The organism is Actinomadura sp. NBRC 104412 (assembly GCF_030269515.1).
Taxonomy (GTDB): domain Bacteria; phylum Actinomycetota; class Actinomycetes; order Streptosporangiales; family Streptosporangiaceae; genus Spirillospora.
On the sequence record NZ_BSTM01000058.1, the window covers coordinates 1 to 13,677 of the forward strand.

Here is a 13,677-nt window from a genome sequence, read left to right on the forward strand (position 1 = left end):
ACGCGGTTTCTGAGACGATCAGTACCGGCCCGGTCGGGTCACTGGACCTGGCGGTCTACCGCACCCCCGGCAGCGGGATCCGGTTGGAGTTGTCGGCGGGGTCCGCTACGGGCGATCCGGTGTTGCATGCCGGGCAGTTCGGCGGTTTCCTCGATGCTGTCCTGGGCGGGTCCCCGGCCCAGACCCTGTACGAACTGAGTAGCGGATTCGCCTCTGATGGTGATGGTCTGGTCTCGGCGTGGGCGTGTGGTGAGGCGCTTGATGTTGCGCCGGTGACGGTGGATGCGCTGGTGCGTGAGCGGGTCGCGGCCGATCCGGACGCGGTCGCGGTCGTCGCCGAGGATGGCACCGAGCTGACTTGCGGCCAGTTCGATGCACGGGTCAACGCTGTCGCCGCCCTTTTGATCGGGCGGGGTGTGCGGGTGGGGGATCGTGTCGCGGTCGCCATGAGGCGTTCGGTCGATCTGGTGGTGGCGCTGGCCGGTGTGATCCGTGCCGGGGCGGCCTATGTGCCGATCGATCCGGGATACCCCTCCGAACGCGTCGAACACATCCTCGGCGACACGGCACCTGCGCTGGTCATCACCGATCGGCACACCGCCGATGCACATCGGCACGTACTGGGCGAACATTCCGCACCAGTACTTCGCATCGACGACCACCAAGTACAGCGACGGTTGGCGACCGGCCAGCAAACCACCCCTGCTTTGATGCGGTCGTTGCACGAGCTTGACGCGGCTGTGGTGATCTTCACCTCGGGGACCACTGGCAAGCCGAAGGGCGTGGCCCTGACCCATCGGGCACTGGTCAACCGTCTGGCGTGGGGCCGGCGAGTACTGGGCTACAAGCCGGGGGATGTGGCGCTGTGCAAGAGCGGTCTTGGTTTTGTTGATGCGGTGACCGAGTTGTTCGGGCCGTTGATCGCCGGTGCCCGGGTCGTGGTCGTTCCCGCCGAGACCGCCCAAGATCCGGCCGGTCTGCTCGGCACAATTGCCCGGTACCGGGTTACGCATCTGCTGACCGTGCCGAGCCTGGCCGAGGTCCTGGTCCGCCACGACGGCGCGCCCGCGGCGCTGGCCTCGGTGCGGTCGTGGGTCTCCTCGGGTGAGGCGCTCACCGCGGGCACCGCCCGCGCCATGCGGGCTGCCGCGCCGCACGCGGTGCTGCACAACTTCTACGGTTCGACCGAGGTCACCGGCGACGGCACCGCCGCCACCATCACCCACACCGAGAGCACTGTGATCGGTGTACCTGTTGCGAACACGGCCGCGCACGTGCTTGATGCCTGGTTGCGCCCGGTGCCGGCAGGTGTGGCGGGTGAGTTGTATCTGGGTGGGGTGCAGCTCGCGGACGGATACATCGCACGCCCCGGCCTGACCGCTGACCGGTTCGTGGCCGACCCGTTCAGCGACCAGGGTGCGCGGTTGTATCGCACGGGCGATGTGGTGCGGTGGAACTCCCACGGCCGGTTGGAGTTCCTCGGCCGCAGCGACGATCAGGTGAAGATCCGTGGGTATCGGGTCGAACCCGGTGAGGTCCGCGCTGTTCTCGAGCGGCATCCGGGCGTGTCGGGTGCCGCCGTCATCGCCGTGGACCACCCCGCCGGCGGACACTACCTCGCCGCCTATGTGACCACCACCAGCACCAGCACCACGGACGCCGAAGACACACCACTGTTCGACACCCTGCGCGAGCATCTCGCGGAGTCGCTGCCCGACTACATGGTGCCCGCGGCGTTCACCCGCCTGGACCGGTTCCCGGTCACGCCCAACGGAAAGCTGGACCGCCGCGCGCTGCCGCAACCAGACCTGACCGCGGGTGCGGTCGAGGGGCGGGCGCCCCGAAGCGACACCGAGATCGCCCTGGCCGGCATCTTCCGCGATGTCCTGCACCTGGACGGCAACACCACTCTGGGCGTGGGCAGCGATTTCTTCCGCCTCGGTGGGCACTCCCTGCTGGCAGCACGACTTGTCGCACGCGCCAACGCGCTACTGGGCACCGCGCTCACCCTCCGCGATGTCTTCGACCACCCCCGCATCGGCGAACTGGCCCGCATCGCCGACACCACCACCACCGCCCAACCCTCCGGCACCGCCGGCGCACGCATCGGCGACCTCCCACGCCCAGCCGCCCTCCCGGTCTCCTACGGACAACAAGCACTCTGGCTGATCGATCAGCTGGGTGGGCCGGGTGGACGGTACGTGGTGCCGGTGGTGCTGCGACTGGGCGGCGATCTGAAGCCTGATGTTCTGATCATGGCGGTACGGGATGTGGTGTCCCGTCACGAGGCGCTGCGCACGCTCCTGGTGGAGAAGGACGGCACGCTCCGCCAGGTCGTCGTTCCGGTGGACGAAGCGGCCGACAGGCTCTCTCTGCTCGTTGAGGACGTCACGGGTGTGGACGCCGCCGGCGTGGATGCGCGGGTGAGCGCGGTGGTGCAGACCGGGTTCGATCTCGCGGCCGACATCCCGATCCGTGTCGCGCTGTTCCGCGCCGGCGTTGACGACTGGGTGTTCGTTGTCGCGGTACATCACCACGCGGTGGATGAATGGTCGGTCCCGTCGCTGCTGAGCGACCTGTCGACCGCTTACCAGGCGCGGGCCGCGGGGGAGGCGCCGACATGGACGCCGTTGCGGGTCCAGTACGCGGACTACGCGATCTGGCAACGCGACGTCCTGGGTGAGGCGTCGGATTCGCGTTCGATGCTCTCCCAGCACCTTGCCTATTGGCGTGACGTCCTCGCGGATGCGCCCGAGGAGTCCACGATCACGCTGGACCGGGCCCGGCCGGTGGCACCGACCCACCGTGGTGCGGATCTGCGGTTCACCATCGATCCACAGGTCGTGGCCGGCCTGCGTCAGGTCGCGGACGAGCAGGGCGTGAGCATGTTCATGGTTCTCCAGTCCGCAACCGCGTTGACCGTTTCGGCGCTGGGCGCCGGTGCGGACGTGGTGATCGGTTCACCGGTCGGCGGACGCACCGAGGACGGCCTGGAGGACCTGGTCGGATACTTCGTGAACACTCTGCCGATCCGCCATCGGTTCCACGCCGGTGACTCGATCGCCGACGTTCTGCGGAACACCAGGGAAACGGTCCTCGGCGGGTTCGAGCACCAGGCCGCGCCCTTCGAGGAGATCATCCGCGCGCTGGGCACCGAGCGTTCCGCCGGCCGCAACCCCCTCTTCCAGGTCATGCTCACCCACCGCGTCGTCGAAGGCCGCGCGGACGGCCTGCACATCGGGAACGTCAAGGCGGTACCGGCCTTCGCGACGGTGGGTGCGGTCAAGGCCGATCTCGACCTCGACATCTTCGATTCGGTCAACGATCTGAGCGGGAAGCTCGCTTACGCGACCGATCTGTTCGACGAGGCCACTGCTGAGCGGTTCGTTGCCGTCTTCACGTCGGTGCTGGAGACGATCGCCGCCGGTGCGGAGGCACGGGTCGGTGAGCTGGATCTGCTGCCCGCGCCGGAGTCGCGGCGGCTCGACGCGTGGTCGTGTGGCGGGACGCTCGATGTTCCCGACGCGACTCTTGACGAGTTGATTCGTCGGCAGGTCGCGGCGAGCCCGGATGTGGCCGCGGTCATCGCTGATGACGGCACCGAACTGACCTATGGCCGACTCGATGCGCGGGTGAACGCTCTCGCCCACCTCCTCGTCGAGGACGGCGTGCGGGTGGGAGATCGGGTCGCGGTCGCACTGCCGCGCTCGGCCGATCTGGTGGTCGCCCTGGCCGGGGTGATCCGTGCCGGGGCGGCGTACGTGCCGGTCGACCCGGACTACCCCGCCGAACGCGTCAAGCACATTCTTGAGGACGCCGGACCACGTGCGGTGATCACTGACCGGCGCACCGCCGGTGTTCATCAGCACGTGCTCACCGATCATCCGGTGCGCGTCCTGTTCATCGACGACGAACCGGTGCGGCGACACCTCGATGCCGGCGTGGTGGACCCACCGCGGGTGTCGCGTCCGCTGCTCCCGGCGGACGCCGCGTACGTGATCTTCACCTCCGGCACCACCGGACGCCCCAAGGGCGTTCAGATCACGCACCGGGCGATCGTCAACCGGCTGTGGTGGATGCGTGATCTCTACCGGATCGGTGCGCCGGACCGGGTGCTGTTGAAGACCCCGTTCACGTTCGACGTGTCGGTGTGGGAGTTCTTCCTGCCGCTGGTCACCGGCGCGGTGGTGGTCGTGGCGCGGGAGGGCGGGCACAAGGATCCGCGGTACCTGCTCGAAGTGATCGGTCGTCGCGCGGTGACGATCGTTCATTTCGTGCCGTCCATGCTGCAAGCCTTCCTCACCTCGAACCCGGACCGCACGTCGGTGGATTCGGTACGACGAGTGTTCTGCTCCGGCGAGGCATTGCCCGTGTCGGCCGCGGCCGGTGCCGTCGCGCTGTTCGAGAACGCGGAACTGCACAACCTCTACGGGCCGACGGAGGCGGCCGTGGACGTGACCGCTCAACCGGTGGTGCGGGCCGAGCTCGTCGATGCGGTGGGGGTGCCGATCGGCGTTCCGGTGGCGAACACGACGGCCCGTGTTCTCGACGAGTGGTTGCGTCCGGTGCCGGTCGGTGTGGCAGGTGAGCTCTACCTGGGCGGGGTGCAGCTCGCGGATGGATATGTGGCTCGCGCGGCCCTGACCGCTGACCGGTTCGTGGCCGACCCGTTCAGTGACCAGGGCGCGCGGTTGTATCGCACGGGCGATGTGGTGCGGTGGAACTCCCAGGGACGGTTGGAGTACCTAGGCCGCAGCGACGACCAGGTGAAGATCCGCGGATACCGGATCGAGCTTGACGAGATCGGCGCCGTCCTCGAACGGCATCCAGAAGTGTCGGGCGCGGCGATCGCCGCTCTGGATCACCCCGCCGGCGGCATGTACCTCGCCGCCTACATCACCACGACCAGCACTGCGGACGACGAGGACGCGGTGCTGTTCGACGCCCTGCGCGAGCATCTCGCGGAGTCGCTGCCGGACTACATGGTGCCCGCGGCGTTCCTGCGCCTGGACGCGTTCCCGGTCACGGCGAACGGGAAACTGGATCGCCGCGCGTTGCCGCAACCGAGCCTGGCCGCGGGCACCGCCGACGGCAGGCCACCGGAGACCGACACCGAGATCGCCCTCGCCCGCGCCTTCCGCGACGTGCTGCACCTCGGCGACGACATCGACCTCGGCGTGGACAACGACTTCTTCCGCCTGGGCGGTGACAGCATTTCCGCGGCACGGCTCGTCGCCCACGCTCGTGAGCACGGTCTGACGTTCGAACTGTCCGAAGTGTTCGTTCGACGGACCATCGGCGCCCTCGCTGAGCTGCTTGCGCCGTCGAGGCACGGTGCCATTCCGGCCGAGCCGGTGCTCGTGCCGACCTCCGCTGCCCTCGAGCGCTTGCGTGAGGCGGGCGCCGCACCCGATGAGTACGTCTTCACCGAGCTCATCACCTTGCCCGCACAGGCGATGAGCGACTCGGTCGCCTCGTCTTTCCGCGCACTCGTCGCCGACACGGACGCGCTTCGCCTGTCGATCGACGCCACCGGCCGGCGGCTCTGGTTCACCTACCTCCTGCCTCCAGAGGCGGTCCAGCCCCAGACCGTGAAGGTGACCACCGGCACGAACGTCGATGTCGACGCGATCAGGTCGGCCGCCGTCGATCTCATCGACATCTCGACCGGCCGCCCGGCCGCCCTCGCCTACACGCACCACCCCGAACGGACGGTCGCGGTGCTCGCCGTCCACGCGGCGATCGTCGACCGAGCCTCGCTGCACCGTCTGGCGGAGGCGCTTCGGCGGGCGGTGTCCGGCGTGGCGGACGTGTCCCGCCCATCGGCGCTCGTCCCCGCGCTCGAAGCCGTCGAAGCGGCCGGCGACGCGGTGGCCACGGACGGCCTCGACCGCTGGAAGGGCCTTCTCGCCCGAGCCCAGACGATCGACGTTTCCACCTTTGCTCCGGGCACGGTCTCCAGCTTCCACTGGGACGGCTCCCTGACCGAGGACGCCGTCGGCGAGGCCGTCCGCAACGCGCTCCGCTCAACAGGAATCGCACGGCTGATCGGCGGCGTGGTCGACGAGGAGGTCCCGCTGCTCCCCGATGACACCGCGACGCCGGTCGGTCCGTTCACCGCGACCGCGACCGTCGCTCTCGACGAGGCCGAGCCGACCAGGACCGCCGAGCTGGCACTGCTTCGCTACCACAACAAGGCCGGACGCCGGGCATTGCGGCGTGCGGCCTCCCCGGCGGTGATCCTCACGCGGCTCTACGGGCCGGACGGCGGGTCACCGGCCCCGGAGGGCATCGAGCGGCTGTACCGCGCGGTGATCCGCTATCGCATCGCCCCGGAGAGGACGACCATCACGTTCCTCGGCTTCGCGGAACAAGCGGCCGCCGAGCTCCGAGAGGCTCTGACGGACGAACAGCGTCAGGTCAGGCATTGCTAAGTCTTGTGTTCGAACTGCTCGATGAGGAGTCGCCATGCCGCGTCGTGCCCGCCCCACCTTCGTGCACACCATCGCCCTGCGGGAATTGGAGGTGGCGCGGGTCGTCGACGTCACTCCCGGGCTGCGCCGGGTGACCCTGACCGGTGATCAGCTGGGATCGTTCACCGGAAGCGACGGTACGACCTTCCCCGAGTTCGCCAGCGACGGTTTCGACGACAACGTCCGGTTGATCTTCCCCTACCCCGGCGAAAGCGAGCCGGTGCTCCCGGTCTACAAGGACGGCAAGTTCAAATGGCCGACCGACCCGCCGGCGTTGTGGCGGGTCTACACGGTCCGACGTTACGACGCGCAGGCTCGCGAGCTCGACCTCGACTTCGTGAAACACGGTGTGGGCGTCGCCACGACATGGGCGTACCGGGCGAAGCCGGGCGACCGCCTCCACGTGGGGGGACCGTCGGTCTCCAGGGGTTGGCCCGAAGGGTACGACTGGTTCCTCGTCGCCGGTGACGACACGGCCATCCCGGCGATCGACCGGTTGCTCGCGGAACTGCCCGGCGGAACACAGGCCGAGGTCTACATCGAGGTGGCCGAGGAGTCGCACCGGATCGACTTCCCGGCACGTCCCGGTGTCGAGGTGACCTGGGTCGTGCGGAACGGGCTGGCACCGGGCACCGAGCCGTTGCTGTTGCAGGCGGTGCGCGAGGCCGGCCGGCGAGAGGGCTCGATGTTCGCCTGGCTCGCCGGGGAACAGTCCGTGGTACGTGATCTGCGGCGGTATCTCATCGAGGAGCGCGGTGTCGACAAGTCCGACATCGACCACACCGGCTACTGGCGGCGCGCAGAGGTCGCGGCGTTGGACGACGATCCCGCCCTGCCGGATCCTGAGCGCAACGAGGAGGCATTCGAAAAGTTCCATGAGATGTCCGAGTTGCTTCCGCCGCTGGCGATCCGGGCGGCCGCGAACCTGGGCATCGCCGACTGCATCAGCCGCGGGGTGCGCACCGTGCCCGCGCTCGCTCAGCACACCGGCGCGAACGAACGCTCCCTGGCGAAGTTCTTGCGATACCTCCAGGCGATCGAGCTCCTGGAACGAGAAGGCGACGAGTACAAGCTCAGTAAGACCGGCGAGTTCCTGACCGACGAGTCCGTGCTGGACCACCTGGTCTCCAACGGGGTCGACTTCCGCATGACACAGGCCCTCTACGGCCTGGAAGCAGCGGTCCGCCACGATCGTCCGGTGCTGGAGTCGGTGACCGGCAAGGATTGGAACGCCCTGCGCGGTGACGTGACCTTCGAGCACCGACTTCTGGAGAAGAAGTCCCGGTTCGCGCACCTGCTCGCCGAGCCGCTCGCGAAGTCACCCGTGCTCGGGGACGTCGGCGAGGTGGTCGTCCACGCGGCCGGTGCGGGGGTCCACGCCGACTACCTCACCGCGCGGCATCCGGAGGCGACGGTGACCATCGTGGCGCTCCCCACCGCGGCGGAGTGGTTTCGCAGGGATCTTTCGATCGGCATCGCGGACACGGCGCGACGCGACCGGATCCGGATCGTCGAGCAGTCGGTGTTCGAGAAGACCGGACCCGCGGACGCAGTGCTGATCATCGACACGCTCGGGCAGCATCGTGACGCGGAGGCGAAGCTCATCCTCCGGCAGGCCGCCGCGAGCCTGAGCCCCGGCGGCCGGGTGCTGTTGGTGGAGGACACCTTCGATCCCGACGAGTTGGACGAACACGACGCAGAACTCGACATCCTGCGGTTGACGCTCCACGGATCCGGATACCGCACCGAGGACGAGCTCAAGGCGGTCATCGCCGGCGCCGGATTAAGGGTGATCGCGACATCGCTCGTGGGCTGGGGCAACACGGTGCGAGTGCTGGCACCGTGACCTGAGGTCCCGGGGGGTCGGCGAGCGGTCCGGCCGGGTCGTCCACGACGAACCCGGCGACCGCCTCACCTCAGGGTCATGAAGCCACGTCGTCACCCGCCTGGAGCTTTTCCATGACCTCGATCCAGTGACCCAGCCTCGCGTCCTCGGCCAGGGTGATGAAGTCGATCCGGTCCACTCCCGCGGTGCGCCACCGCTCCACCAGATCCATGAGACGCACCGAGTCCATCCCCTGGTCGCGGAGGCTCAGCTCGTAGTCGAGCTCCGCGGGTTCGAGGTACAGCACGTCGGCGACGTCGGCGATCAACTGCTCGGTGCTCAGGCTCATCAGGACTCCTCGTTCATCGCTTGCCCGAATCTCTGACAGTTCCGGTCGGCCGTGTCACACGGTGGCGATCAGCACTTCCTCGCCGCTGTACGGCCGCAGGCCGTCGGTCCGGCCCGCGAAGTAGCGCTCGGCCAGGTCGGTCGCCGAGACGTGCTCGGTGTGGGCGAAACCCGCCTGCCGCGCCAGTTCGATGATCCGGCCGGGGGTGTAGAAGCCGATGAACGGCGTGCCGGCCCGCCGGGCGCCCTCCCTGGAGGCTCGCCGGATCGGCACGTCCTCGGGCGCGAGATCTTCGAGATGCCGGAAGAACGTGAGGATCAGCGAGGAGCCGGACGGCAGACTCGCCACCCGCTTGAGCGTCGCCGCCGTGGCCTGTTCGGTCAGGTACATGGTGACCCCCAACCAGGACACCACCGCGGGCCGCGAGGTGTCGAACCCCGCCGCCCGCAGGCGATCCCACCAGTCGTCGTTCGCCTCGAAGTCGACCGGAACCAGGCGCAACCAGTCCGGGATGGCATAGCCGAGTTCGATCAACCGGTTCCGCTTCCACCCCTGGGTCCCAGGTCGGTCGATCTCGAAGATGGTCATGGTCGAGCCCGCATCGGGATGACGCTGGGCGTAGGTGTCCAAGCCCGCGCCCAGGATCACGTACTGGTCCACACCGCGGCTCGCGGCCTCCGCCACCAGGTCCTCGGTCAGACGCGCCCGCCCGACGATCGTGGCGCGCTGTCCTCTTGAGGCGCCCGGGACCATGTCTCCGCGCTCGCGCCATCCGTCGTCGTCCTGCGCCAGCCGGGCGCCCAGCACGTCTTCAAGGACGTGCGGCGGCTCGTCCACCAGTGTGTGCAAAGCGCGCCACAACGCGGTCCGTACCGCCGTGTTGTCCGGCGTGCCGACAGCGCTTCCCGTCATGAGCCAGTCCCTCCCGATGTGCTGTTCATGCTCCGTCCGGCCTCCCACGCGCTCCACAGCCCGCCGTACACGCCACCGGCGGCGACCAGCTCGTCATGGGTTCCGGTCTCGATGATCCGGCCGTGCTCCATGACGACGATCCGGTCACAGGCCGCGGCCTGGGAGAGGCGATGCGCGATCACCAATCCGGTGCGCCCGCGCAAGGCCGCCTCGGCGGCACGGTCCAGCAACCCCGCATGGGTGGAGCCGGCCTCGGCGGTCGCCTCGTCGAGGATCGCCAGTTCCGGGTCGGCGAGCAGCAACCGGGCGAGGGCGAGCTGTTGCGCCTGTGCATCGGTGAGCGGATGCCCGCCGGTGCCGATCATCGTGTCGAGACCGTCCGGCAACAGGTCGAGCAGACCGGCCGCCCCGGTGGTGTCCAGCGCCGCGTGGATGTCGTCATCGGTCGCCTCGGGGGCGGCAAGCGTGAGGTTGTCCCGCACCGTGCCGGCGAACACGTGCGTCTCCTGGGTGATCAACGTGGTTCGGCCGGGCCGGGCCACCGTCCCGGAGTCCGGGAGGTGGACGCCGGCGATGATGGCGGCGAGCGTCGTCTTACCGGCCCCGGAGGCGCCGACCACTGCGACGCGCTGACCGGTGGGGATGTCGAGGGTGAGGTTGTCGAACACGCGGGGGCCGTCGCCGTAGCCGAAGGTGACCTCGTGCAGCCGCACGGCGATGCCGGTGTCCGCCGTCGACGCGGGCTCGCCCGCTTCCTCCGGGATCGTGGCGACCCCGATCATGCGGCTGAGCGATGCGAGGGCCGACTGGATGTCGTCGACGACGTACAGCAGCTCGTTGATCGGTCCGAGCAGGCGGAGGACGATCAGCGTCGCGGCGGTGGCGCCGCCGACGGTGGACGCGTCCGCCTCGATCAGGACGAAGCCGGTGACGAGGACGGTGGCCAGGCTCAGACACTCGCCGAGGTTCAGGCGCAGGCTGAGCATGGCCATCACGGTGCGCGCGCGAAGCGAATGCACCGCGACGTCCCAGGACGCGGCCATCACGGTGTGGTGTCGCTGCTCGGCGAGCCCGAGCCCGAGCACCGTGGCGTAGCCGCGCTGGGACTCGAGGATCTGCTGTGCCCTGGCGCTCATCGCCGCGCGTTCGGCGCGATACACCTGCGGGCCGATGCGGAGGTACCAGCGCGTGACGAGCACGTAGACGGGCAGTACGACGGCGAACGCGACGGCGTACGGCCATTCCAGCGCCGCGAGCCCGCCCAGCGACACGACGATGGTGAACGCGGTGACGGTGAGCGCGGGGATCACGGCGGGAGCGGCATCGGCGACGGCGGTGACGTCGTCGCTCGTACGGGAGATCAGGTCTCCGGTCCCGGCGCGTTCGACGAGGTGCTGCGGGAGCGCCATGGCGCGGCTCACGAGCTGTTCGCGCAGCGCGGCGAGGATGATGTGGTAGACGCGGGTGGCGAGCACGACCGTCACCGCGGCACCGGCCGCGCCAAGAACGGCCGAGAGCGCCATGACGGCCGTGACCGTCAGCACGGTGCCGAGGTCGGCGGTACCGGCCTGTACCCGGTCGACGAGAAACCCGACGATCACGGGCGGGATCACGTTGACGCCGGTGCTGATGAGCCCCAGCACCGCGACAGCGGCGAGCCGGAGCCGGTGCCCGCGGCTGAGCCGCCACACCTGCCTGGCCGTCTCCCTGCTGCTCGCGACCGGCAGCGCGTGCCCGGTTGCCGCGGTCGCCCCGTTCACCGCGTCGTCCTTGCCGGCACCGGTGCGTCCTGGAGCAGGTCGACGACGCGGTCGCAGCCGCCCAGCAACGCGGGGGACGAGGTGATCAGCAGGGTCGAGCGGCCCGCGCGGACCTCGCGCAGCCGCTTCGCGATCGTGTGCTCGGTGACCGAGTCGACCGCCGTGGTCGGGTCGTGCAGCACGAGCACCGGCGCGTCGCTCGCCAGGGCGCGGGCGAGCGCGAGTCGCTGGAGCTGGCCACCGGAGAAGCGGTTGCCGTCCTCACCGACCGGGAGGTCGAGATCGGCGGCGAAATCATCGCATGCCGCAGCCCGCACCGCGGCTGTCAGAAGCTCGGGTGAGGCCGCGGTGGCGGTGAGGTTGTCGCGGATCGTTCCGCTGAACAGCATGACCCGGTGTGGTGTGAGCATGACCCGGGAGCGGTACTCCCGCGCGGTCAACTCTTGCGCGGCGATCCCGTCCAGCCGCACCGCCACCTCGCTGCCGGGATCGCGCGGATCCAGGAGCGCCTCCGCGACGCGGGCGGCGGTCAGGTCGTCGGTGCGCACTCCCACGAGTTCGCCGGGTTCCACCCGGACCGTCGCGCCGGGCGTGGACACCTCCAGCACCGGCAGCGGCCCGACCACCGGCCGTGCCACGTCGTCAGGCTCGTGCGGCGCGGCGGCGTCGGTCTTCAGCACGTCGAGGACGCGCGCGGACGAGGCGCGGGATCCGGCGAGGTTGGGGATGGAGTTGTTCGCGATCGACTGGATCTGTGGCAGCAGCGCCTGAGCGAGGCCGACGGCGGCGATCAGCTCGCCGACGCTCAACTGCCCGTCCACGGCGAACCAGCCCGCCAGCCCCATCACCGCTGCGACGAACGTCCCGGTGACCACACCGGAGCCCATCAGGAACCTTCCCAGCAGCCCCGCGTTGCGCTTGGCACCGACGAGCGTCTCCTGACTCGCCCGCCGGTACCGCCTGGTCGCCTCGGCCTCGGCGCGCATCCCCTTGACCACCCGATACCCGGCCACGACATCCGTGGCCAGCCCGACCGTGGTGGCCAGCAGTCCCTGGTACTCGCGGGTGTCCCGGGACAGCCGCTCGCTGAGCACGCCCATCGACCACACCGCCACCGGCGCCCCCACCAGGACCGCGATTCCGAGCAGCCAGTGCGTCCTGAGCAGCGACACGGCGATGAACCCGATGGTCATGATCCTCGCGATCGGCATGATCACGAGCTGCACCCCGTTGGCCAGGCGGGCGATGTCGTTGGTCATCAGCGAGACGACACCGCCGTCCGGCGCGTGGGCGCCGCCGCCGACCGGATGCAGCACGCCGGTCGAAAGGGTGCTCCGGATGCGGTGCTGCAGCAGCTGTATCGCATACGCGGTCAGTTGGACGGCGAACTTCGCCGCCACCGTCAAAACGACGTACAAGGCCACCAGCGCGCCAAGCCACAGCACCAACTGCCCCGCGTCCCCGGTCGCCAGCGCCCGGTCGATCGCGAGGCCCATCACCACCGGGACCGCCGACTCGCCCACCTGCCACACGATCGCCGCCAGCGTCGCGGGAACGGTGATCCGCCTCACGGAGAGGATGACGCGCAACAGGAACCGACCGGGCGTGGTCCCCGCTCCGGTCTCGAACGGCTGGACCTCGGGCGGATCGGTGGGCGCCTGCAGAAGCACAGGCAACCGGCGGGTGAGGGGTCCCCGCCCCAGCATCAACGGGTCGGAGTGCGAGGCGTCGCTCATGGCCGCCCCCGGTCCGTGGTCGGGCGGCGGGATGGGTGGTGGCACGACGCAAGGTTAGCCTAACCTTAGTTGGTGTGGAAGGCATCGGTGCCTCGGTCGGCTCGACCTGGTCTCGAGAGAAGTGGGTGGCTTCCGTTGACGGCTTTGAATCGTGTGGGGTTGAGCGCGAGCCAGCGGGGCAATTGGGTGGCTTGGAGGCTTGTTGCTGGGTCGTCGGTGTTTTGTGCGGGTCAGTTGATCTGGTTGGAGGGCCCGGTCGATCCGGTGGTGTTCGGGTCTTCGGTGAGTGCTGTTTTCGCTGAGACCGATGCGTTGCGGGTGCGTTTCGGTGAGGACGATGGTGTTCCGTTTGGGTACGTCGATCCTGCCGTGACGTTGGAGACGGAGATCGTCGATGCGGGTCTTGGCGATGATGAGATCCGGGTGCTGGCCCGTGAACGGCTCGCCGCCGCGCCGTCGGCTGCTGCGGGGGAGCCGGCGTCGGTCTCGATCCTGGTGCGTCGTGTGAACGGCGCTTGGGCGTGGATTTTTGTGACCAACATCCTGCTGGTTGATGGTTATGGCGTTTCTTTGTTCGTTCGCCGTGTCGCCGAGGTCTATTCCGCGTCCCGGGCTGGTGCTG

Annotated in this window: 7 protein-coding genes; 3 read left to right on the forward strand and 4 right to left on the reverse strand. The window is 69.2% G+C overall.

Annotated features, from left to right (window positions below; all coding sequences use genetic code 11):
- Positions 1 to 83 precede the first annotated feature (83 nt).
- A complete protein-coding gene (locus QSK21_RS35230; protein ID WP_285702104.1) occupies positions 84 to 6,434 on the forward strand; it encodes a non-ribosomal peptide synthetase in 6,351 nt (2,116 codons plus the stop codon).
- Between the two features lie 34 nt (positions 6,435 to 6,468).
- Positions 6,469 to 8,319: a siderophore-interacting protein gene (locus QSK21_RS35235; protein WP_285702105.1), complete on the forward strand. Its 1,851-nt coding sequence runs from the start codon at positions 6,469 to 6,471 to the stop codon at positions 8,317 to 8,319.
- Between the two features lie 76 nt (positions 8,320 to 8,395).
- Here the strand turns inward: QSK21_RS35235 and QSK21_RS35240 are convergent, their stop codons facing one another.
- Genes QSK21_RS35240 through QSK21_RS35255 form a run of 4 tightly spaced genes read right to left on the reverse strand, consistent with a single transcriptional unit; the run spans position 8,396 to position 13,100 of the window.
- Entirely contained in the window at positions 8,396 to 8,647 is a 252-nt protein-coding gene (locus QSK21_RS35240; protein WP_285702106.1) for a phosphopantetheine-binding protein, read from the reverse strand.
- 54 nt (positions 8,648 to 8,701) lie between these two features.
- A complete protein-coding gene (locus QSK21_RS35245; protein WP_285702107.1) occupies positions 8,702 to 9,559 on the reverse strand; it encodes a class I SAM-dependent methyltransferase in 858 nt (285 codons plus the stop codon).
- Complete coding sequence (locus tag QSK21_RS35250; RefSeq protein WP_285702108.1) at positions 9,556 to 11,319, reverse strand: ABC transporter ATP-binding protein; 1,764 nt, start codon at positions 11,317 to 11,319, stop codon at positions 9,556 to 9,558. Before QSK21_RS35250 ends, QSK21_RS35245 begins: the two co-directional genes overlap by 4 nt.
- Positions 11,316 to 13,100 carry an ABC transporter ATP-binding protein gene (locus tag QSK21_RS35255; RefSeq protein ID WP_285702109.1) on the reverse strand — a complete coding sequence of 595 codons (1,785 nt, stop codon included), beginning with the start codon at positions 13,098 to 13,100 and terminating at the stop codon, positions 11,316 to 11,318. Before QSK21_RS35255 ends, QSK21_RS35250 begins: the two co-directional genes overlap by 4 nt.
- Before the next feature lie 114 nt (positions 13,101 to 13,214).
- On the opposite strand from QSK21_RS35255, the gene QSK21_RS35260 reads away from it, so the two are divergent.
- A partial coding sequence (locus tag QSK21_RS35260) for a condensation domain-containing protein (RefSeq protein WP_285702110.1) occupies positions 13,215 to 13,677 on the forward strand: 463 nt, incomplete at its 3' end.